The organism is Nonomuraea sp. AD125B, from assembly GCF_041402765.1.
In the GTDB taxonomy this organism is placed as follows: Bacteria; Actinomycetota; Actinomycetes; order Streptosporangiales; family Streptosporangiaceae; genus Nonomuraea; species Nonomuraea bangladeshensis.
On the sequence record NZ_JBGLOU010000008.1, the window covers coordinates 233,742 to 254,550 of the forward strand.

Genomic DNA, 20,809 nt, shown 5'->3' on the forward strand with positions numbered 1-20,809 from the left:
CTGATGCGTGAATGAGGACCGTTGACATCCGCGTGCCCGCCACCTCGGCGAACCTCGGCCCGGGTTTCGACGCCCTCGGCCTCGCGCTGAGCCTGTACGACGAGGTCGAGGCCGGTCTCACCGGCGAGCGCGGCGTCGAGGTCAGCGTGAGCGGCGAGGGCGCGGGTGAGGTCGACCGCGGCGAGCGCCACCTGGTCGTGCGCGCCATGCGCGAGGCGTTCGGCCGCATGGGGGTCGCGCAGCCCGCGGGCATCCGCCTGCGCTGCCGCAACCGCATCCCGCACGCCCGCGGCCTCGGCTCGTCGTCGGCCGCCGTGTGCGCCGGGCTGCTCGCGGCCCGCGCGCTCGCGAGGGTCGAGTGGCCGGACGACGAGGTGTTCGCGCTGGCCACCGAGATGGAGGGCCATCCCGACAACGTGGCGCCGTGCCTGGCCGGCGGTCTCACCGTCGCCTGGTCCGACCACGCGGGGGCGCCGCATATGGTGAAACTGGCTCCCGACCAGCGGGTCCGTCCCGTCGTCCTGATTCCGTCCGCGCGGCTGGCGACGGAGACCGCCCGGGGGCTGCTGCCGAAGGACGTGCCCCACAAGGACGCCTCCTTCAACGCCGGCCGGGCCGCGTTGCTGATAGCCGCGCTGACCCAGCGGCCCGAGACGGGGCTCCTGCTCGCCGCCACGGAAGATCGGCTCCATCAGCACTACCGCGCGCCTGCGATGCCGCAGAGCGCGGCTCTGGTAGAACGTCTGCGTGCAGTGGGCGTGCCCGCGGTCGTTTCGGGAGCGGGTCCCACGGTTCTTGCGTTTTCGACATCGGATACGCAGGATTTGATCGCGCCAGAAGTGGGTAATGACTGGCACATCCAGCAAATGGACGTCGACCCGGTTGGTGCGAACGTTCAGTTCCCCGAGACACGCTGATGCCTCTTTAGACCTTCAGGGAATAGCCGTGTGCGCTGGTGATGTTAGGCTGATAGCCGCACCAGATGCCCCCTTGGTGGGTGCGTGCTTGTCAGCCACACATCGCTGCATCATGCTTCACGTCGCGAGGCGTGGGCAGCGCGGCTGTCTCCCCGGAATTAGTCGCCTCCGGTTGGCCCACACCCGGTTGGCCCGAACCGAGGCGTCGACGACGGGGATCTGCGCATTCGAATCCAATCGACATCTGGCTGGCGACAGCAATCTGGGGGGTGTCAGGCACGCGCCACGGCCCAGCGGCGGCGTGACCAACCCCTCTCCAAGAGTGGCGGCCGTCTCCAGCGACAGCCGAAGATCGCAAAGTGCACCCCGACCCGGTCTGTCCCGCCGGATCGCAAGCACCTCCGGGACGCCCGGCAGAACAAAACCGGCGCCCGACCCCTGGGAAGGACCTTTTAGTTGAGCGACACCACCGAACTCCTCTCCGACGCACCAGGCGCTGAGCCCGCGTCCGGCGACACCCCCACTCGCGCCGCGGCCAAGCCCCGTGCGCGTCGCTCCGGCACCGGCCTGTCCGCCAAGGTGCTGCCCGAGCTGCAGAAGATCGCAGCTGAGCTGGGCATCAGCGGGACGGGGCGCATGCGGAAGAGCCAGCTGATCGCGGCCATCCAGGAGAAGCAGGGTGGCGGCACGGGCGACGCCGCGCCGGCCCCCGCGGCCGCCGCGGAGGCGCCCGCCCCCGTGGCCGAGACGGCCCCCGCGGCCGAGCGGCCCACCCGGGCACGCAGGGAACGTTCCCGCGCCAAGACCGTGGTCGAGGAGCCCGCGCCGCAGCCCGTGGCCGCCGCGCCGGAGCCCGTGGCCCAGGCGCCCGAGCCCGTGGCCGCGCCCGCCGAGACCGTCGTCGAGCAGGCCCAGGCCGCCGACGGCGGCCAGGGCGAGTCGCGCGCCGAGCGCGGCGAGAGCCGCAGGGAGCGCCGCAGCCGCGGCGAGCGCCGTGAGCGCGGCGAGCGTTCCTCCGACCGTTCCGCAGACCGTTCCTCCGAGCGCTCCTCCGACCGCGGCGAGCGCGGTGACCGGGGCGAGCGCGGTGACCGCGGTGACCGCGGTGAGGGTGGCCGCACCGACGGCCGCACCGACGGCAGGGCCGACGGTCGCGCCGCCGACGCGGGCAGCCGCGGCGACCAGCGGGGTGACCAGCGCGACCAGCGCGGCGACCAGCGGGGCGGCGGCGCCGACGACGACGAGCGCGGTGGCCGTGGCCGCCGTGGCCGCTTCAGGGAGCGCAACCGTGGCCGTGGCCGCGAGCGCTTCGAGGCGGGCGAGCCCGTCATCGGCGACGACGACGTGCTCATCCCGATCGCCGGCATCCTCGACATCCTCGACAACTACGCCTTCGTCAGGACCAGCGGCTACCTGCCGGGCAGCAACGACGTCTACGTCTCGCTCGCCCAGATCCGCCGCAACGGCCTGCGCAAGGGCGACGTCATCACCGGCGCGGTCCGCCAGCCCCGCGAGGGCGAGCGGCGCGAGAAGTTCAACGCCCTGGTCCGCCTCGACACCGTCAACGGCATGGACCCGGACCAGGCCCGCAACCGGCCCGACTTCAACAAGCTGACGCCGCTCTACCCGCAGGAGCGCCTGCGCCTGGAGACCGAGCCCAACATCCTCACCACGAGGATCATCGACCTCGTCTCCCCGATCGGCAAGGGCCAGCGCGGCCTCATCGTCTCGCCGCCCAAGGCCGGCAAGACGATGGTGCTGCAGGCCATCGCCAACGCGATCACCCGCAACAACCCCGAGTGCCACCTGATGGTCGTGCTCGTGGACGAGCGGCCGGAAGAGGTCACCGACATGCAGCGGTCGGTGAAGGGCGAGGTCATCCACTCGACCTTCGACCGTCCCGCCGAGGACCACACCACGGTCGCCGAGCTCGCCATCGAGCGCGCCAAGCGCCTGGTGGAGCTGGGCCACGACGTGGTCGTCCTGCTCGACTCGATCACCCGTCTCGGCCGCGCCTACAACCTGGCGGCGCCGGCGTCCGGGCGCATCCTGTCGGGTGGTGTCGACTCCACGGCCCTCTACCCGCCCAAGCGCTTCTTCGGCGCCGCCCGCAACATCGAGAACGGCGGCTCGCTGACGATCCTCGCCACGGCCCTGGTCGAGACCGGGTCCAAGATGGACGAGGTCATCTTCGAGGAGTTCAAGGGCACCGGCAACATGGAGCTCAAGCTCAACCGCTCCCTCGCCGACAAGCGCATCTTCCCCGCGGTGGACGTCGACGCGTCCGGCACCCGTAAGGAAGAGATCCTCATGGCCAGGGAAGAGCTCCAGATCGTCTGGAAGCTGCGCCGGGTGCTGCACGCGCTCGACATGCAGCAGGCGCTGGAGCTGCTCCTGGAGAAGATGAAGGAGACCAAGTCCAACGCGGAGTTCCTCCTGCAGGTCCAGAAGACCACGGTGAGCAGCGACCGCGACTAGCGACCGCGACGGCGAAAGGGCGGCAGGTGACTCACCTGCCGCCCTTTCCGCGTTCACGGGGCCGATACGGGGGCTAGCCCCACCCCAGGACACGAGGCAGCTCCATTCCGGCGCGGAGGCGGGCGGTGCAGGCTTGAGGTCATGCGATCCGTGGCGTTGAAGGACCGGGTGCCCTGGGGACCCAGAGGGCCGCTGGGAGTGCTGGCCGATCCCATGACGTGGCGGGCGGCGGCGTACCTGCTGGTCAGCGGGGTGATCGGGCTCGGCTGGTTCCTGCTGTCGTCGTTCGCGGTGCCGGTCTCGCTCACGCTGGCGGTGGTGTGGGTGGGCGTGCCGCTGGCCATGGCGACCGTGCTCATGTGGCGCGGCGGGGCGATGCTGGAGCGGCGGGTGCTGCGGGCGGCGTTCGGGGTGCGCATCGCGGACCCGTACCGTCGGCGGCCGGAGGGCGGGGTGGCGGCGTACCTCCAGTGGCTCGTCACCGACCCCGCGACCTGGAAGGACCTGGGCTACCTGCTCATGCTGCTGCCGCTCGGCGCGGTCGAGACGGTGGTGTCGTTCGGGCTGTGGGTGTCGACGGCGGTGCTGCTCCTCGCGCCGGCGATCCTTTGGGCGAGCGTGGCCGAGGGCCAGACGTACGCGGTGGAGGACCACGTCGGCGCCTGGCTGTGCGTGCCCGCCGGGCTCGTGCTGCTCGTGCTGACCGCCTACCTCGCCCGCGCGATGGGCTGGCTGCACGGGACGCTCGCGACCGTGCTGCTCGGCGCACCCGAGGAGGAGCGGCTGCGGGTCAGCCGTGCCCGGGGGGTGGACGCGGCCGAGGCCGAGCGGCGCAGGATCGAACGCGATCTGCACGACGGCGCGCAGCAGCGGCTGCTGTCGGTGGCGGTGGACCTCGGGCGGGCGCAGGCCAAGTTCGACACCGACCCCGAGACGGCGCGCGAGCTCATCGTCCAGGCCCACGCGGGCACGAAGGCCGCCATCGCCGAGCTGCGCGACCTCGCGAGGGGCATCCATCCGGCCATCCTCAGCGACCGCGGGCTCGACGCCGCGCTGTCGGGGCTGGCCGCGCGGGCCCCCGTCCGCGTGGACGTCACGGTCGAGCTGACCGAGCGGCCGCCCGCCGCGGTGGAGAGCATCGCGTACTTCATCGTCGCCGAGGCGCTGGCCAACATGGCCAAGCACGCGGTCGCCACGGAGGCGTCGGTGTCGGTGTTCAGGGAACGGGCGGCCGTGGTCGTGGACGTGTGGGACAACGGCGTCGGCGGCGCCCTCGTCACCCCCGGCGGCGGGCTGGCGGGGCTGGCGGACCGGGCGGCCACCATCGACGGCGTGCTCGTCGTGCACAGCCCCGTCGGCGGCCCCACCATCGTGCGCGCGGAGCTGCCCTGCGAGTGGTAGGCATGGGGCCATGCGCGTGGTGATCGCCGAGGACTCCGTACTGCTACGCGAAGGGCTCGCCCGGCTGCTGGCCGACGGCGGCATCGACACGGTCGCGGCCGTCGCCGACGGGCCGGCGCTGGAGGCCGCCGTCCGCGCGCACCGGCCCGACCTGGCCATCGTCGACGTACGCATGCCGCCCACGCACACCGACGAGGGCCTGCGGGCGGCGCTGCGGGTGCGCGCCGAGCGTCCCGACTTCCCGATCCTCGTCCTGTCGCAGTACGTCGAGGAGCGCTACGCGGGCGACCTCATCGGCCGGGCCGTCGGCTACCTGCTGAAGGAGCGGGTGGCCGACGTGACCGAGTTCCTGGAGGCGGTGCGTCAGGTGGCGGCGGGCGGCACCGTCATCGACCCCGAGGTCGTCGTGCAGCTCCTCAGCAGGCAGCGCCGCGGCGCGCCGCTCGACTCGCTCTCCCCGCGCGAGCGCGAGGTGCTGGCCCTCATGGCGGAGGGCCGCTCCAACACCGCCATCGCCGCGCGGCTCGTCGTCACCGAGGGCGCGGTCGAGAAGCACATCTCCGGCATCTTCGCCAAGCTGGCCCTCGGGCCGGCGCCCGAGGACCATCGGCGGGTGCTCGCCGTGCTCACCTACCTGGGCCGATGAGTCAGCGGACGTCCACGAACTCCTGGGGCGACAGCGAGGCGCTGGTGGTCTTCGTGCCGGGCACCCTGACGCGGTAGTAGCCGTCCTTGCGGGCCGTGTACGTCTTGGCGTACCTGCCGGTCGAGGTGGTCTTCGCGAAGCCGAGCAGCTTGTACGTCTTGGTCCCCTTGACCTTGAAGTACACCTCGACGATCTTGCGAGGGTACGCCTTCGAGCCGCGGTAGACCTTCCCCGACACCTTGACCTTCTTGCCCGCCGTGACCTTGGCCGGGGCCGAGATCGTGACCCTCGACCGCGCCTTCTTGGAGGCGCCGTTCACGGGCTCGGCGACGGTGAAGCCGGCCACGCCCTTGAGCGTCTGGCCGCCCTTGTGCGCGTACACCTCCAGCGTCCAGTCGCCCGGCGCGGTGTCGTCGGCGAAGTAGGTGGTGCCGCGGTACTTGCCGTCCGACTCCCTGGCGAGGTCGCCCAGGTCGTAGAACTCGCCGCCGCCCGCGCTGACCAGCTTGGCCGACACCTTCGAGGCGTCCTTCACGCTCGCCTCGACCGTGACCTTCACGTCCTTGCCGGTGACGAGTCTCACCGGATCCGGGGTGACCTTGGCGGCCGTGATGCCCTGCTTGCCGGCCACCTGCACGACGAACGGCGTGTTGCTCGTGCCGCCGTCGCGGGTGACGGCGACGTTCAGCTTCCACTCGCCCGCCGGGTCGTCCGCGGCGATCCGCCACCTGCCGGTGATCCGCTGCGTGGCCGAGGCGTCGCCGGGCCGGAAGTCGAACGTCACCGTACGCGCGGCTCCGCCCGGCGCCTCGATGCCGCCGGTCACGCCCGTGACCTGGGCGGGGTCCTTGAGGTTGAGCGTCACGGTGCCCTCGACCTCGTTCTGCAGCGGGACGGAGGCGCTGGCCGACGCCTCGCCCGTGAAGTCGCCCGCGGCCGTGCGGCCGGTCGCGGCGGCGACGCTCGTGCCGGTGCCTCCCAGGAGAACGGCGGCCCCCATGGCGGTCGCGAGCAGCGACCTCAGCCTTCTTCTCATCCGGAGTTCCTAACAAGAGTGAGGGATGGTGCAAAGGAGCCTATTGCGGCGACGCGCGGAGTGCGGGGGCGGTGCGCGGGAATGCACGATGGCCTGGGATGGTTGCACGATCTGGCACACTGGTAGCTGACCATTTTGCGGTTCCGGTTCACGCCATGCCTAGCGGCGACCCGGCGGCCGCAGCCCGAAAGGACAGCGATGAAGCGCGACATCCACCCCGATTACCACGTGACGCAGGTCTCCTGCTCCTGCGGTAACACCTTCACCACCCGCAGCACCGCCAAGAACGGCGTGATCCACGCCGACGTCTGCTCCGCCTGCCACCCGTTCTACACGGGCAAGCAGAAGATCCTGGACACCGGCGGCCGGGTGGCGCGCTTCGAGAAGCGCTTCGGCAAGAAGGCCGCGGGCAAGTAGCTCACCACACGCCGGCCCGGCCGCACATCCGCGTGCGCCGGGTCGGCGTTGTCGGTAAGCGACACCACGCCCCTGGCCGATCCACACACCTCAAGGACCCACGGTGAACCTCGACGAGTTGCTCAAGGAGTATTCCGAGCTGGAGCTGCAGCTCGCCGACCCCGCCGTGCACGCCGACCAGTCCAAGGCCCGCACCCTGGGCCGCCGCTACTCCCAGCTCACCCCGATCGTGACCACCTATCGGGAGCTGGCCACGGTCCGCGAGGACCTGAGCGCGGCCAAGGAGCTCGCCGGCGAGGACGAGTCGTTCGCGGCCGAGGCGACCGAGCTCGAAGCGCGCGTCCCGCAGCTGGAGGAGCGGCTCAAGCACCTGCTCATCCCGCGCGATCCCAATGATGACAAGGACATCATCATGGAGATCAAGGCGGGCGAGGGCGGCGAGGAGTCCGCGCTGTTCGCCGGCGACCTGCTGCGGATGTACCTCCGCTACGCCGAGCGGCTCGGCTGGAAGACCGAGGTCATCGACTCCCAGCCGTCCGACCTCGGCGGCTACAAGGACGTCACGGTCGCCATCAAGGCCAAGGGCGACGAGGGCGTGTGGTCCAGGCTCAAGTTCGAGGGCGGCGTCCACCGCGTGCAGCGGGTGCCCGTCACCGAGTCGCAGGGCCGTATCCACACCAGCGCCGCAGGCGTGCTCGTCTACCCCGAGGCGGAGGACGTCGAGGTCCAGATCGACCCCAACGACCTGCGCATCGACGTCTACCGCTCCAGCGGCCCCGGCGGCCAGAGCGTCAACACCACCGACTCCGCGGTCCGCATCACCCACCTGCCGACCGGCGTCGTCGTCTCCTGCCAGAACGAGAAGAGCCAGCTCCAGAACAAGGAGTCGGCGATGCGCATCCTGCGCGCCCGGCTGCTGGCCATCGCCCAGGAGGAGGCCGAGGCCGCGGCGCAGGCCGAGCGCAAGTCGCAGGTCCGCACGGTCGACCGCTCGGAGCGCGTCCGCACCTACAACTTCCCGGAAAACCGCATCTCCGACCACCGCGTCGGCTTCAAGGCGTATAACCTCGACCAGGTGCTCGACGGTGAGCTCAACGCCGTCACCCAGTCCCTCATCGACGCCGAGATGGCGGAGAAGCTCGCACAACACTCATGAGTCTGCTGCTGGACGAGATCGCCCTCGCCACCGCCCGGTTGGCTGAGGCAGGCGTGCCCTCACCGCGCACGGACGCGGAGGAGATCGCGGCGTTCGTCCACGGCGTGCGCAGAAGCGAGCTCCACACCGTCAAGGACGCCGACTTCGACGCGCTGTTCTGGGAGGGCGTCGCGCGGCGCGAGGCCCGCGAGCCGCTGCAGCACATCACCGGCCACGCCTACTTCCGCTATCTGGAGCTCGCGGTCGGGCCCGGCGTGTTCGTGCCGCGCCCCGAGACCGAGGTCATGACCGGCTGGGCCATCGAACGGCTACGCGAGATGGACGTCAACGCGCCGCTCGTGGTGGACCTCGGCACCGGCTCGGGGGCCATCGCGCTGTCGATCGCCCAGGAGGTCGCGCTGGCCGAGGTGCACGCCGTGGAGGTCGATCCCGCGGCCTACACCTGGGCCAAGCGCAACATCACCGAGCTCGGCCAGGGCCGCACCCACCTGCACCCGGAAGACCTCGCCGAGGCGCTGCCCGAGCTCGACGGCAAGGTCGACCTGGTCATCTCCAACCCGCCCTACATCCCGCCCGGCGCGATCCCGCGCGACCCGGAGGTCCGCGACTACGATCCCGCCCGCGCGCTCTACGGCTCGGGCGACGACGGCCTCGAGGAGGTCCGCGCGGTCGAGCGCACCGCCCGCCGGTTGCTGCGGCCGGGCGGCTGGGTGGCCGTCGAGCACGCCGACCAGCAGGGCCGGGCCGTCTACCTGACCTTCCCCGAGGACAACGGCTGGCGCGACGTGCGCCTGCGCCAGGACCTCACCAGAAGGGACCGCTTCGTCACGGCCCGGCTGGGCCAGGACTGAGTCACCACCGAGGAGCTATCCGTGGGACGACGCTTTGACTGCTCGGACCCCGAGCAGAAGGCCGAGGGGCTGAAGGAGGCCACCGAGGCCGTACGCAGGGGCGAGCTCGTGGTGCTGCCCACCGACACCGTCTACGGCATCGGCGCCGACGCCTTCACCCCGGCCGCCGTCACCGCCCTGCTCGACGCCAAGGGGCGCGGGCGCGACATGCCGCCGCCGGTGCTCGTGGGCACCGTACGAGCCGCCACAGCGCTCGTGGACGACCTGGGGCCGTACGGGCAGGATCTCATCGACGCCTTCTGGCCGGGGCCGCTCACGCTCGTCTGCAAGGCCAACAGGGCCCTTTCCTGGGACCTGGGCGACACCAAGGGGACGGTGGCCGTCCGCATGCCGCTCCACCCGGTGGCGCTCGAACTGCTCAAGGAGACCGGCCCCATGGCCGTCTCCAGCGCCAACCGCTCCGGCGCCCCGGCCGCCACGACGGCGGAGGACGCGGAGACGCAGCTCGGCGAGTCGGTCGCGGTCTACCTCGACGGCGGCAAGACCACCGACGACACGCCCTCCACCATCCTCGACCTCACCACCGCCGTGCCCCGGCTGCTGCGGCGCGGGGCCATCCCGGTCCAGAAGCTGCGCGGCATCATCGGGTACGTCGCCACCGACGACTGACGCTCCGGCGGGATGACCTGCCGCTCGACGTATACCGTCTGCTTATCCCGGCTGCGGTGGCGCTCCGGCCGTGATTACGGTGAGGCCCGGAGCGGCGAGACGTCGGGGAGTGGCCCATGAGCAAGTACGACGGCATGGATCCCAAGCTCGTGCGCGAGCTGCTGTCCGAGGCGAAGCACGCGGCCACGGAGATGCGGGCGGTCGAGGACCGCGTCCGCTCCGCGCTGGGCCGCGCCGGGGTGTCGGTGCGGGCCACGCACCGCCCCGTCCAGGTCGCCGAGGCCGTCGACGCCATGGTCAAGGACGTGAACGGGCGGCTGGCGGTGCTGGAGAAACGGGCCGAACAGCCCGACAAGTCCGACACCACCCGCCCGGCTGATCCGGTGTCGCCCGGCAGACGGCCGGGGGACGACGAGGGGGCGAAGGACGTACGCGGAGGCGACAGACCCGCCCACGAAACCCCGAAGACCGACGCCGACGGCAAGACGGGCGCTGACGGCAAGCCCGACTCTGACGGCAAGAAGGGCTCCGACGGAAAGCCCGACGCTGATGGCAAGACGGGCGCTGACGGTAAGACCGACTCTGACGGGAAAAAGGGGTCCGACGGGAAGACGGGGTCGGACGGCAAGACCGATTCCGATGGGAAGCCTGACGCTGACGGCAAGACGGGCGCTGACGGCAAGACCGAATCCGACGGGAAGAAGGGCTCCGACGGGAAGCCCGACGCTGACGGTAAGTCCTGTGACGGCACCGGGGACAAGAACACCGGGACCGGGAAGGACACAGGCACCGACACGGGCGCGGGGACGAGAAGGGACGACAACGGCGTCACCGACACCCCCGCCAAGAACCACCCCGACGACACAGCAGCCACAAAACCGCATGTCGTCGAAGTAGACGGGGTCAAAGTCCTCCAGATCCCCCTGGACCCGCCCACGGCCGAGCAAGTCGAGAACATGCTCAGGAACGCCGACCAGGCCCAACCCGCCGAAATGCCCAAACCACCCGCGACCGACCCCGGCGCACCAGCGACCCCCGGCACGAGCGACATCCCACCCCAGGACATGCCGAGCGTCGAGACGCCGGCAGGCGAGTACGGCAAGGGCGAATGGGCCGGACGCGACATCCGCCCCGACGGCACCCCTGGCTCCATCAACCCGAACGACCCCTCGTCCACCACCCCACCAGCGGACAGCGGCACCATCGAAGCCGCCTACCCGCGGGACGACAGCAGCGCGACGACCATCACACCTATCGACGACAAGCCCTCGAACCCGGGCACGGGCACGGACACAGGCTGCGACTCCACCACCGACCGCACCCCGGGCGGCAACAACACGACACCCGAGGGCACAGGTAAGGGGGACGCCGGCGCCCCCTCGGCCGGCACGGGCGCGACCGCTGGCGGCATCGGCTCGGAGTCAGGTGGCGCGGATCCCACGCCACCCGGTGGCGGCTCCAGCCCGGACGGCGCAGGATCCGCGCGCGGCGACACCGGCACGACGACGCCGAGCGGCGAACGTGCGACGCCGGGCGACGCCGGTACGACGACGCCGAGCGGCGAACGTACGACGCCGGGCGACACCGGCACGGCTCGCGGTGACAGCGGTTCGGCCTCGGGCGGGAACCAAGGGGTGGTCATCCCGCCGACACCCCCGGCGGCCGACGACGGCGGCGCAGGGGCGGCAGGCACCGCACCAGGAGGAGGCGGCGAGGGCGCGACCGGAGGCAATGGTGCCCCCACGCCACCGGCAACCGGCGGGGACGCCACGCCAGGATCCGGCCAGGGCGCCGCGCCAGGGTCGGGTTATGAGGCGGCGGCTGGTGGCGGGGCCGGCTCGGGAGGTTCGGGGATAAGGCTCATGGACGACCCCGGCGTGTCGGTGGTCGCCCACGGGTACGGCGGTGCCGGCGCGGAGGGCGGCGGGGCTCACGGTGGTGCGCAGGTGCGGATCACCGCTGGGGGAGAGATCCCCGGGTGGACCGGGAACGGCGGTGACGTGGTGTCCTTCGGACCGACGGCTCCCGATCTGGACGTTCCGCGGGCCGCCCACCCCCAGGACATCCCGTCCGTACGCATCCCGCCCGGCGAGCCCGGCGACCACGGCACCGACGCCCGGCCCGCCCACGACATCCGACCTGACGGCCCCCCAGGCACGATCGATCCTGACCGGCCGAACCCCCGAAATCCCGAGACGCCGGAAAGGACCGCGTGATGTACGCCGACCCACCGGCCCCCCGCCCCAAAGCCGTGGACGAACGCCCCCCGGCCACCTCCACAGGCCCCCTGGACGACCAGCCCGCCGCCTGGGAGTTCAACCCGGAGTACCAACGCCTGGTGGTCGCCTGGCAGACCGTCCTGCCCCAGCTGGAGTCACTCAGGACGACCCTCGACAAGGCGTTCAACCTGGCCAGGAGCCCCCAGACCTGGGACGCCCCGGTCGGCGAGCGGTACGTCCAGGACATCCGCGAGTGGCGCACCAGGCTGGCCGTCTACCGGCACGCGGTGCTGACGGCGATCAGTGACGAGGCTCACGACACGCCCCGCTGGATCCCGGTGAAGACGAGCGCCCCCCACGCGTTCCCCTGACGCGCGGCGGACCCGCTCCTCGGAGAACCGGACACCGGGTCGTACAGTGGGGGAATGGGTGCGCAACCCTACTACGGCCCGGACTTCGGGCTGCTGCGGCGGAACGATCCTGAGCTCGCCGAGGTGCTGCTCGACGAGCTGGCCCGCGAGCGCCGCGGCCTGCAGCTCATCGCGAGCGAGAACTTCACCTCGCCCGCCGTCCTGGCCGCCCTGGGCTCGACCCTGACGAACAAGTACGCCGAGGGCTACCCGGGCCGCCGCTACTACGGTGGCTGCGAGGTGGTGGACCGCGCCGAGCGGCTGGCCGTCGAGCGCGCCACCAGGCTGTTCGGCGCCGAGCACGCCAACGTCCAGCCCCATTCAGGGGCCTCGGCGAACCTGGCCGCGTACGCCGCGCTCCTCCAGCCCGGCGACACGATGCTGGCGATGGCCCTGCCGCACGGCGGCCATCTCACGCACGGCTCGAAGGTGAACTTCTCGGGACGGTGGTTCGACGTCGTGCCGTACGGGGTGCGCAGGGACACCGAGCTGATCGACTACGACGAGGTGCGGGACCTGGCGCTGCGGCACCGGCCGAAGGTCATCGTGTGCGGCGCCACGGCGTACCCGAGGCTGATCGACTACGCGGCCTTCCGCGGCGTCGCCGACGAGGTGGGGGCGTGGCTGCTGGTGGACGCGGCCCATCCGATCGGGCTGATGGCGGGCGGGGCGATCCCGTCGCCGGTCCCGTACGCGGACATCGTGACGTTCACCACCCACAAGACGCTGCGCGGGCCGCGCGGCGGCGCGATCCTGTGCACCGCCGAGCTGGCCGCCAGGATCGACCGGGCGGTGTTCCCGTTCCTTCAGGGCGGGCCGCTCATGCACGTGGTGGCGGCCAAGGCCGTGGCGTTCGGCGAGGCGCTGCGGCCGGAGTTCGCCGGTTACGCGCGCCGGGTGGTCGCCAACGCGCAGTCGCTCGCCGCGGCGCTGGGCGCGGAGGGGATGCGGGCGGTCTCGGGCGGCACCGACACGCACCTGGCGCTGGTCGACCTGCGCGACACGGGCGTGACGGGGGCGGAGGCCGAGCGGCGGTGCGCGGCGGCGGGCATCACGCTCAACCGCAACGCCATCCCGTACGATCCCGAGCCCCCGGCGGTCACCTCGGGCATCCGGGTGGGGACGCCCTGCGTCACCACGCAGGGGCTGGGGCCGGAAGAGCTGGTGGAGGTCGGGAAACTCGTGGCAGCCGCGGTCCGCGATCCCGGCGCCGCCGAGGAGGTCAGGGAGAGAGTCACGGCGCTGCTGACCATCTATCAGCCATATCTCAGCGAATATTAAGCTGGTCTGTGTCGTTTTCCGGTCACACCTGGCCGGGACATCCGGGAAACTAGGGTCGTGCGCGAATACCTGTTCATGGCGCTCATCGCGGCGGCGGTGACCTATCTGCTGGTCCCGCTCGTGCGGCGCTTCGCGATCCGCATCGGCGCCATGCCGGAGGTTCGTGACCGCGACGTGCACACCACGCCGACGCCCCGCCTGGGCGGTCTGGCGATGTACGGCGGGCTGGTGGCGGGGCTGCTGGTCGCCAGCCAGCTCACGCACACCGGCAAGGCGCTCAACGAGACCGACGGCAACGCGGTCACGGCGCTCATCGTGGCCGGCGGGCTGATCACGCTGACCGGGTTCCTCGACGACTGGTGGGGCATGGACGCCTTCATCAAGCTCGGCGGCCAGGTCGCGGCGGCGGGCGTGCTGGCCTTCTTCGACATGCGCCTGCTCTACATCCCGCTGCCGCAGGACTGGGGCGGGTCGGTCAGCCTCGACCTCACGCTCAGCACCGTGATCACCATCATGGTCGTGGTGGTGACGATCAACGCGGTCAACTTCGTCGACGGCCTCGACGGCCTCGCGGCCGGGATCGTCTGCATCGCCGGCATGGCGACCTGGGCCTACTCGATCTTCCTGGCCGTCAACATCAGCGGCGGGCGCATCACCACGACGGCCGCCATCGCGGCCATCCTCATCGGCACCTGCCTCGGCTTCCTGCCGCACAACTTCCACCCGGCGAAGATCTTCATGGGCGACACCGGGGCGATGCTCATCGGGCTCGTGCTGGCCTCGTCCATCGTCACGGTGACCCCGGTCGACCCGGGGATCATCGAGGGCATGAACAAGGTGCCGGTGCTGCTGCCGCTGCTGCTGCCGGCGGCGGTGCTGATCCTGCCGCTGGTCGACCTCATCACGGCGGTCGTGCGGCGCACCTCGCGGGGGCTGTCGCCGTTCGCGCCCGACCGCGGCCACCTGCACCACCGGCTGATGGACATCGGCCACTCGCACCGCAGGTCTGTGCTCATCATGTACGCCTGGGCGTTCCTGTTCGCCTTCGGCATCGTCGGCATGTCCACGATCGGCGTGCCGGTCCTGCTGTTCCCCGTGGTCATCGTGTTCGCGCTGGCGGTGCTCGTGCTGATGGCGCTGCCGCGCTGGCGGGGCCGGGGCGGCACGCACGCGGCCTCGCGCGGCAAGCAGCCCGACGACGACGGCCCGCCCACCGGGCCGATGCCGCCGATCCCGCCGGAGCCCGAGGTCAGGCGGCGGATGCAGCAGCCGCATGACGGGCCGGGCGCGCAGCGCGCGGCCGCCGACGGCAATCCGGTCATTCCAGCATTTCCGAGCCGTTCTTGATCGCGAACTAGAAACGGCAGGTAAAAGCGGTCTTCCGTGAGCTTGTGATATCTTTCACGAGCAGGGACCCCCGACGCACTTGTCCGCGGGGTAGCAAACGCTCGCTTGATAACTCGCTGATGGAGCACCGATGCAGGCCAACGACGTGCGCGTACTCAAGAGCGCCGCGATTCCGACCCTCGCGGTCGGGGTGGCCGCGGTGGTCGTCGCTCTTCTGACCGCCGGCGGCAAGGGCGCGCTGGGCGCCGCCCTCGGCACCCTGCTGGTCGGGGTCTTCTTCAGCGTCAGTGTGGTGGCGGTCTCCTACGCCGCCCGTATCTCCCCGCAGGTGATGGCGATGGCGGCGATGGGGAGCTACCTCGTCAAGGTCGTCGTCATCATGATCGTGCTCAACGCGTTCCGCGACACCACGATCTGGAACACCCTCGCTTTCGCTTGTTCGGTCGTGATCTGCACGCTCGTGTGGACCGGGTTCGAGGTCCGCGCCTTCATGAAGACCAAGATGCTGTACGTCGACCCCGAGGCCAAGGTCCCCGGACAGGGTGACTCATGAGGCCGTCCCTCTGGGCGGGGCCCGATATGACTAGTCCTCTACTCGCCTGCTATCGTCGGGGCCGCGATGAGCGCACAGGAACGCCGACCGGAGACAGACGGTCGCGACTTCGCCGACGCCATGTGGTCAGTCCCCAGCTATCTGCTCGCAGGGATGGCCTTCTACGGCGGTCTCGGGTGGTTGCTGGACCGGTGGTTGGACATGTCCGCGTTCTTCCCCATAGGCGTGGTCTTGGGGGTTGTGCTCGCCGGCTACCTGGCCTACCGGAAGTTCGGTCGCTAGCCCGGCGCAGCGATCACTCCGCCGAGGTAACTCTTGTGATCCACTACGACGTTGAAGGGAACGCCGCGTGAGTGCGCTGACGGTCCTCGCTCCTCATGGCGATCAGTTCGGGGCGCCTACGCCTGAAGAGCTGTTCAACCTGCCCCCGATCATCCCGGGGGTGGACTGGTTCACCAAGCCGGTCCTGCTCGCCCTGCTCACCTCGGTCGTGGTGATCGCGCTGTGCTGGGGCGCCTTCGCCAAGCCCAAGCTGGTGCCGAGGGGCCTCCAGAACGTCGTCGAGTACGGCTACATGTTCGTCCGCGACCAGGTCGCCCGGCCCTTCCTGGGCAAGGACGCCGACCAGTGGATGGGCCTGCTGGTCTCGATCTTCTTCGTGGTCCTCCTGTGGAACTTCATGGGCGTCGTCCCCGTGCTGCAGTTCCCGGTCGCCTCGCACATCGCCTTCCCCGCCGTGCTCGCCGGCCTGATCTACGTCCTCAAGGTCTACCTCGGCATGAAGCACCAGGGCCCGGTCGGCTACTTCAAGAACATGATGTTCCCCCCCGGCCTGCCCAAGTTCATCTACGTGCTGCTCGCGCCGATCGAGTTCCTGTCGAACCTGATCATCGCCCCCTTCACGCACGCGGTCCGACTCTTCGCGAACATGTTCGCGGGTCACATGCTTCTGGCCTTCTTCAGCATGGTCGGCTTCTGGTTCCTGTTCGAGAAGCTGACCCCGCTGGGCGCTCCCGTCGGCGTCGTGGGCGTGGTGATGACCATCGTCCTGACCGGCTTCGAGATGTTCATCCAGTTCCTGCAGGCCTTCCTGTTCGCGATGCTGGCCGCCATGTACATCGGCGGCTCGCTGCACCCCGAGCACTGAGTCCCACGCACACCACACGGAATGTCCATGACCGGTGATACCCACGTCATCGGCCGTTAAGTAAAGGAATAACAACAATGAGCGTTCTCGCTGAGGTCTCCGGCAACGTCACCGCCATCGGTTACGGTCTCGCCGCCATCGGCCCCGGCATCGGCGTCGGCATCATCTTCGGTCAGGGCGTGCAGGCCATCGCGCGCCAGCCCGAGGCTTACGGCCTGATCCGCCAGAACATGCTCCTCGGCTTCGTCCTCACCGAGGCCCTCGCCCTGATCGGCCTGGTGGCGCCGTTCATCTTCTCGGGCATCTGATCGCCCTCAACTGACGAAAGGCTGCAACATGATCGTTAAGGCAGCTACGCTCCTTGCGGCGGAGGAGGGTGGCAACCCCCTCATCCCGCACACGTACGAGCTCGTCGTCGGTATCTTCGCGTTCCTCGTCGTCTTCCTCGTCGTCGGGCGCATGCTCGTGCCGCGTATCCAGAAGACGCTGGCCGAGCGGACGGACGCGATCGAGGGCGGCATCAAGCGGGCCGAAGAGGCCCAGGCCCAGGCCCAGGAGCTGCAGCGCCAGTACGCGGCCAACCTCGAGGAGGCCAGGCGCGAGGCCGCCAGGCTCCGCGAGGAGGCCCGCGAGCAGGCGTCGCAGATCAAGGCCGAGCTCCGCGAGGAGGCGCAGGCCGAGGCCCGCCGCCTCGTCGAGGCTGCTCACGCGCAGATCGAGGCCGACCGTCAGGCCGCCTTCGCGCAGCTCCGCACCGAGATCGGCCGCCTGTCGACCGAGCTCGCGGGCCGCATCGTGGGCGAGTCGCTGGAGGACGAGGCCCGTCAGAGCCGCATCGTCGACCGGTTCCTCGACGAGCTGGAGAGCTCCAACGCGCAGGCGGTGCGCTGATGCGCGGTCTGAGCAGGACGTCGCTGGCCGAGGTCGAGGAGCGGTTCAACGCGGTCGCCGGCAGTGCCGACCTCGGGACGCTCTCCGACGAGCTGTTCGCGGTCGCGGATCTGCTCGACCGCGAGCACGGCCTGCGCCGCGCCCTGTCCGACCAGGCCAGGCCGGCGGAGGTCAAGACGCGCACCGCACGCGCGCTGCTGGAGGGCAAGGTCGGCGCGGCCGCGCTGACCACCGTCGAGAGCGCGGTCGCCGCTCGCTGGTCACGCGCCGGCGACCTCGCCGACGTGCTCGAACGGCTCGGCGTGGTCGCCGCGGCCGCGGAGGCGGAGAGCCAGTCGCGGCTCGACGACGTGGAGGACGAGCTCTTCCGCTTCGGACGCGTCGTGGCCGCCAACCCCGACCTGCGCCGCGCGCTCGCCGACACCGCGGGCCCCGCCGAGGGCAAGCGGCAGCTGCTGAGCGACCTGCTCAGCGGCAGGGTGGCGCCCACCAGCCTGCGCCTCATCACGCAGGTGGTTCTGCACCCGCGAGGACGTAGCCTGGAAGCAGGGCTCGAGGAGTTCGGCCAGCTCGTGGCCCAGCAGCGCCAGCGCCTCGTGGCGGTGGTGCGCAGCGCCGTCGAGCTGACCGAGGCACAGAAGCGGCGCCTGTCGTCGTGGCTGCGCACCTCGTACGGGCGTGACGTGCACCTGAATGTCGAGGTGGACAAGCGAGTGCTCGGTGGGTTCTCGGTCCGCGTCGGCGACGAGATCATCGACACCACCATCGTGGGACGAATCGAAGAAGTCCGCCGCCGGTTGGCCGGCTAGGCGAAATAGGGAGACAGAGTAGAGATGGCGGAGCTTACGATCCGGCCGGACGAGATCCGGGACGCGCTTGAGCGCTTCGTCCAGGCGTACGAACCGGAAGGCGCCGCGCGCGAGGAGATCGGGACCGTCGTCGACGCCGGCGACGGCATCGCCCATGTCTCCGGCCTGCCCTCGGCGATGGCGAACGAGCTGCTCGAGTTCGAGAACGGCACGCGCGGCCTGGCGCTCAACCTCGACACCCGTGAGATCGGTGTCGTGATCCTGGGCGACTTCAGCGGCATCGAGGAGGGCCAGACGGTCCGCAGGACGGGCGAGGTCCTGTCCGTGCCCGTCGGCGACGACTTCCTCGGCCGTGTGGTCGACCCCCTGGGCAACCCCCTCGACGGCAAGGGCGCCATCACCGCCGAGGGCACGCGTGCCCTTGAGCTGCAGGCCCCCTCGGTCGTCCAGCGGCAGCCGGTGAAGCAGCCGCTGCAGACCGGCATCAAGGCGATCGACGCCATGACGCCGATCGGCCGTGGCCAGCGCCAGCTGATCATCGGTGACCGCGGCACGGGCAAGACCGCGATCGCCGTCGACACCATCCTCAACCAGCGCGAGGCCTGGGCCTCCGGCGACCCGGCGCAGCAGGTCCGCTGCGTCTACGTCGCGGTCGGCCAGAAGGGCTCGACGATCGCGCAGGTCAAGGCCCGGCTCGAGGAGGCCGGCGCGATGGAGTACACCACCATCGTCGCCGCTCCCGCCTCCGACCCGGCCGGCTACAAGTACCTCGCCCCCTACACCGGTTCGGCCATCGGCCAGCACTGGATGTACCAGGGCAAGCACGTCCTCATCGTCTTCGACGACCTGACCAAGCAGGCCGACGCCTACCGCGCCGTGTCCCTGCTGCTGCGTCGCCCGCCGGGCCGTGAGGCCTTCCCCGGCGACGTCTTCTACCTCCACTCCCGGCTCCTGGAGCGTTGCGCCAGGCTCTCGGACGACATGGGCGGCGGCTCGATGACGGGTCTGCCGATCATCGAGACCAAGGGCAACGACGTGTCGGCGTTCATCCCGACCAACGTCATCTCCATCACCGACGGCCAGTGCTTCCTGGAGACCGACCTGTTCAACGCCGGCGTCCGCCCGGCCATCAACGTCGGCATCTCCGTCTCCCGAGTCGGCGGTTCGGCGCAGGTCAAGGCCATGCGCAAGGTCGCCGGCACGCTGAAGCTGTCGCTGTCCCAGTACCGCGACCTGGAGGCGTTCGCCTCGTTCGCCTCCGACCTCGACGCCGCCTCCCGTGCTCAGCTGGAGCGCGGCCAGCGGCTGGTCGAGCTGCTCAAGCAGCCCCAGTACTCCCCGTTCCCCGTGGAGCGCCAGGTCGTGTCGGTGTGGGCCGGCACCACCGGTGAGCTGGACGAGGTGCCGGTCGAGGACATCCGCCGGTTCGAGGCCGAGTTCCTCGACTACCTGCAGTCCTCGCACAAGGGCGTCTTCGACACCATCCGCGAGACGAAGGACATGGGCGACGACACCGTCACCACCCTCAAGGACGCCATCACGGAGTTCAAGAAGGGCTTCACCACCTCCTCGGGCGAGCTGCTGGTGAAGGACGAGCCGGTTGCTCCGCTGGAGGCCGGCGAGGTCGGCCAGGAGAAGATCAAGAAGGTCGTCCGCCCGGCGACGGAGAAGTAGTCCATGGGTGCCCAGCTCAGGCTGCTGCGGCGGCGGATCAACTCGGTCAAGTCGACCGCGAAGATCACGCGCGCCCAGGAGCTCATCGCCTCCTCACGGATCGTGCGGGCGCAGCAACGGATGCAGGCGGCGCTGCCGTACGAGCGCGAGATCATCCGCGCCGTCACCGGCGTCGTCAGCAACGCGGCCAGCGTCGACCATCCGCTGACCGTGGCGAAGGACAACCCCGCCAAGGCGGGCGTCCTGATCGTCACGAGCGACAGCGGGTTCTGCGGCGGCTTCAACGCCAACGTGCTGCGTGAGGCCGAGGCCCTGCGCGGGCTGCTGGAGAGCCGTGGCCTTGAGGTCGTGCCGTTCGTCACCGGGCGCAAGGGTGTCACCTGGCACTCCTTCCGCGGCCGGACGATGGGCGGCGAGTGGGTCGGCTTCTCCAGGAAGCCGGCCTACGCCGACGCCAAGGAGATCGCGGGTGTCCTCATCGACTCGTTCAAGGACGAGAACGGCATCGACGAGATCCACATCGTCTCGACCGAGTTCATCTCCATGCTGACCCAGAACGTCGTCGTCAAGCGCGTTCTGCCGCTGGAGGTCGAGGAGACCGAGGCCACGGAGTCCACCCAGATTCCGCCGTACTTCGAGTTCGAGCCGACCGCCGGCGACGTGCTGGAGTCGCTGCTTCCGCGTTACGTGGAATCCCGGATCTTCACCGCGCTGCTGCAGTCGGCGGCCTCCGAGGAGGCCGCCAGGCGGCGCGCCATGAAGTCGGCGACCGACAACGCCAACGAGCTGATGCGGGTGCTCACCCAGCAGATGAACCAGGCTCGCCAGGCCGAGATCACCCAGGAAATCAGCGAGATCGTCGGTGGCGCCAACGCGCTCGCTGACGCCGCAGCGGGGAAAGAGTGAA

General features: G+C 70.6%; 21 protein-coding genes. 20 read left to right on the forward strand and 1 reads right to left on the reverse strand.

The window, feature by feature from the left end; translation table 11 throughout:
- The first annotated feature begins 11 nt into the window (after positions 1-11).
- The 4 genes from thrB (at position 12) to ACBR40_RS22670 (ending at position 5,442) form a co-directional block, all read left to right on the forward strand.
- A complete protein-coding gene (gene thrB, locus ACBR40_RS22655; RefSeq protein WP_371250025.1) occupies positions 12-917 on the forward strand; it encodes a homoserine kinase in 906 nt (301 codons plus the stop codon).
- Positions 918-1,373: 456 nt separating this feature from the next.
- Positions 1,374-3,395: a transcription termination factor Rho gene (gene rho / locus ACBR40_RS22660; RefSeq protein WP_344209495.1), complete on the forward strand. Its 2,022-nt coding sequence runs from the start codon at positions 1,374-1,376 to the stop codon at positions 3,393-3,395.
- A 141-nt stretch (positions 3,396-3,536) separates the two neighbouring features.
- Entirely contained in the window at positions 3,537-4,796 is a 1,260-nt protein-coding gene (locus ACBR40_RS22665; protein WP_344209493.1) for a sensor domain-containing protein, read from the forward strand.
- Between the two features lie 10 nt (positions 4,797-4,806).
- The gene (locus tag ACBR40_RS22670) at positions 4,807-5,442 is read left to right on the forward strand and encodes a response regulator transcription factor (RefSeq protein WP_344209491.1); all 636 of its coding nucleotides are present in this window, start codon (positions 4,807-4,809) and stop codon (positions 5,440-5,442) included.
- Position 5,443: 1 nt separating this feature from the next.
- On the opposite strand, the gene ACBR40_RS22675 is transcribed toward ACBR40_RS22670, so the two are convergent.
- Positions 5,444-6,478, reverse strand: coding sequence for a hypothetical protein (locus ACBR40_RS22675; protein WP_371250026.1), 1,035 nt, complete (start codon positions 6,476-6,478; stop codon positions 5,444-5,446).
- 198 nt (positions 6,479-6,676) lie between these two features.
- On the opposite strand from ACBR40_RS22675, the gene rpmE reads away from it, so the two are divergent.
- From rpmE to ACBR40_RS22755, 16 genes are all read left to right on the forward strand, one after another.
- A complete protein-coding gene (rpmE, locus tag ACBR40_RS22680) occupies positions 6,677-6,895 on the forward strand; it encodes a 50S ribosomal protein L31 (protein WP_111179920.1) in 219 nt (72 codons plus the stop codon).
- 103 nt (positions 6,896-6,998) lie between these two features.
- On the forward strand, positions 6,999-8,051 hold the full coding sequence (prfA, locus tag ACBR40_RS22685; RefSeq protein WP_344209483.1) for a peptide chain release factor 1: 1,053 nt from the start codon (positions 6,999-7,001) through the stop codon (positions 8,049-8,051).
- Positions 8,048-8,902: a peptide chain release factor N(5)-glutamine methyltransferase gene (gene prmC / locus ACBR40_RS22690; RefSeq protein WP_344209481.1), complete on the forward strand. Its 855-nt coding sequence runs from the start codon at positions 8,048-8,050 to the stop codon at positions 8,900-8,902. Before prfA ends, prmC begins: the two co-directional genes overlap by 4 nt.
- 21 nt (positions 8,903-8,923) lie before the next feature.
- Positions 8,924-9,571, forward strand: coding sequence for an L-threonylcarbamoyladenylate synthase (locus ACBR40_RS22695; protein ID WP_344209479.1), 648 nt, complete (start codon positions 8,924-8,926; stop codon positions 9,569-9,571).
- A gap of 116 nt (positions 9,572-9,687) precedes the next feature.
- On the forward strand, positions 9,688-11,787 hold the full coding sequence (locus ACBR40_RS22700; RefSeq protein WP_371250027.1) for a hypothetical protein: 2,100 nt from the start codon (positions 9,688-9,690) through the stop codon (positions 11,785-11,787).
- A complete protein-coding gene (locus tag ACBR40_RS22705) occupies positions 11,787-12,161 on the forward strand; it encodes a hypothetical protein (protein WP_344209474.1) in 375 nt (124 codons plus the stop codon). The genes ACBR40_RS22700 and ACBR40_RS22705 overlap by 1 nt, the downstream gene beginning before the upstream one ends.
- A 54-nt stretch (positions 12,162-12,215) precedes the next feature.
- Entirely contained in the window at positions 12,216-13,481 is a 1,266-nt protein-coding gene (gene glyA, locus ACBR40_RS22710; RefSeq protein WP_371250028.1) for a serine hydroxymethyltransferase, read from the forward strand.
- Positions 13,482-13,538: 57 nt separating this feature from the next.
- On the forward strand, positions 13,539-14,828 hold the full coding sequence (locus ACBR40_RS22715) for a glycosyltransferase family 4 protein (RefSeq protein ID WP_371250029.1): 1,290 nt from the start codon (positions 13,539-13,541) through the stop codon (positions 14,826-14,828).
- Positions 14,829-14,958: 130 nt separating this feature from the next.
- Complete coding sequence (locus ACBR40_RS22720; RefSeq protein WP_371250030.1) at positions 14,959-15,381, forward strand: hypothetical protein; 423 nt, start codon at positions 14,959-14,961, stop codon at positions 15,379-15,381.
- Between the two features lie 66 nt (positions 15,382-15,447).
- Positions 15,448-15,663 carry an AtpZ/AtpI family protein gene (locus ACBR40_RS22725; RefSeq protein WP_329584088.1) on the forward strand — a complete coding sequence of 72 codons (216 nt, stop codon included), beginning with the start codon at positions 15,448-15,450 and terminating at the stop codon, positions 15,661-15,663.
- Between the two features lie 67 nt (positions 15,664-15,730).
- Positions 15,731-16,528 carry a F0F1 ATP synthase subunit A gene (atpB, locus tag ACBR40_RS22730; protein ID WP_371250031.1) on the forward strand — a complete coding sequence of 266 codons (798 nt, stop codon included), beginning with the start codon at positions 15,731-15,733 and terminating at the stop codon, positions 16,526-16,528.
- A gap of 77 nt (positions 16,529-16,605) precedes the next feature.
- Positions 16,606-16,836 carry an ATP synthase F0 subunit C gene (atpE, locus tag ACBR40_RS22735; RefSeq protein ID WP_020546689.1) on the forward strand — a complete coding sequence of 77 codons (231 nt, stop codon included), beginning with the start codon at positions 16,606-16,608 and terminating at the stop codon, positions 16,834-16,836.
- A 28-nt stretch (positions 16,837-16,864) separates the two neighbouring features.
- Complete coding sequence (locus ACBR40_RS22740) at positions 16,865-17,419, forward strand: F0F1 ATP synthase subunit B (RefSeq protein WP_344209461.1); 555 nt, start codon at positions 16,865-16,867, stop codon at positions 17,417-17,419.
- Entirely contained in the window at positions 17,419-18,228 is an 810-nt protein-coding gene (locus ACBR40_RS22745; RefSeq protein WP_371250032.1) for a F0F1 ATP synthase subunit delta, read from the forward strand. The genes ACBR40_RS22740 and ACBR40_RS22745 overlap by 1 nt, the downstream gene beginning before the upstream one ends.
- A 24-nt stretch (positions 18,229-18,252) precedes the next feature.
- Positions 18,253-19,902, forward strand: coding sequence for a F0F1 ATP synthase subunit alpha (atpA, locus tag ACBR40_RS22750; RefSeq protein WP_344209457.1), 1,650 nt, complete (start codon positions 18,253-18,255; stop codon positions 19,900-19,902).
- Positions 19,903-19,905: 3 nt separating this feature from the next.
- Entirely contained in the window at positions 19,906-20,808 is a 903-nt protein-coding gene (locus tag ACBR40_RS22755; RefSeq protein ID WP_344209455.1) for a F0F1 ATP synthase subunit gamma, read from the forward strand.
- The last annotated feature ends 1 nt before the right edge of the window (position 20,809 follow it).

What these genes read in the sequence shown, in the direction of transcription:
- atpE (WP_020546689.1), top strand. Translation starts at nt 16,606, where the DNA reads ATGAGCGTTCTCGCTGAGGTCTCCGGCAACGTCACCGCCATCGGTTAC.
- ACBR40_RS22675 (WP_371250026.1), bottom strand. Translation starts at nt 6,478, where the DNA reads ATGAGAAGAAGGCTGAGGTCGCTGCTCGCGACCGCCATGGGGGCCGCC.
- ACBR40_RS22755 (WP_344209455.1), top strand. Translation starts at nt 19,906, where the DNA reads ATGGGTGCCCAGCTCAGGCTGCTGCGGCGGCGGATCAACTCGGTCAAG.
- glyA (WP_371250028.1), top strand. Translation starts at nt 12,216, where the DNA reads ATGGGTGCGCAACCCTACTACGGCCCGGACTTCGGGCTGCTGCGGCGG.
- prmC (WP_344209481.1), top strand. Translation starts at nt 8,048, where the DNA reads ATGAGTCTGCTGCTGGACGAGATCGCCCTCGCCACCGCCCGGTTGGCT.
- atpA (WP_344209457.1), top strand. Translation starts at nt 18,253, where the DNA reads ATGGCGGAGCTTACGATCCGGCCGGACGAGATCCGGGACGCGCTTGAG.
- rpmE (WP_111179920.1), top strand. Translation starts at nt 6,677, where the DNA reads ATGAAGCGCGACATCCACCCCGATTACCACGTGACGCAGGTCTCCTGC.
- thrB (WP_371250025.1), top strand. Translation starts at nt 12, where the DNA reads ATGAGGACCGTTGACATCCGCGTGCCCGCCACCTCGGCGAACCTCGGC.
- ACBR40_RS22740 (WP_344209461.1), top strand. Translation starts at nt 16,865, where the DNA reads ATGATCGTTAAGGCAGCTACGCTCCTTGCGGCGGAGGAGGGTGGCAAC.
- ACBR40_RS22705 (WP_344209474.1), top strand. Translation starts at nt 11,787, where the DNA reads ATGTACGCCGACCCACCGGCCCCCCGCCCCAAAGCCGTGGACGAACGC.
- ACBR40_RS22720 (WP_371250030.1), top strand. Translation starts at nt 14,959, where the DNA reads ATGCAGGCCAACGACGTGCGCGTACTCAAGAGCGCCGCGATTCCGACC.
- ACBR40_RS22700 (WP_371250027.1), top strand. Translation starts at nt 9,688, where the DNA reads ATGAGCAAGTACGACGGCATGGATCCCAAGCTCGTGCGCGAGCTGCTG.
- ACBR40_RS22670 (WP_344209491.1), top strand. Translation starts at nt 4,807, where the DNA reads ATGCGCGTGGTGATCGCCGAGGACTCCGTACTGCTACGCGAAGGGCTC.
- ACBR40_RS22725 (WP_329584088.1), top strand. Translation starts at nt 15,448, where the DNA reads ATGAGCGCACAGGAACGCCGACCGGAGACAGACGGTCGCGACTTCGCC.
- ACBR40_RS22745 (WP_371250032.1), top strand. Translation starts at nt 17,419, where the DNA reads ATGCGCGGTCTGAGCAGGACGTCGCTGGCCGAGGTCGAGGAGCGGTTC.
- ACBR40_RS22665 (WP_344209493.1), top strand. Translation starts at nt 3,537, where the DNA reads ATGCGATCCGTGGCGTTGAAGGACCGGGTGCCCTGGGGACCCAGAGGG.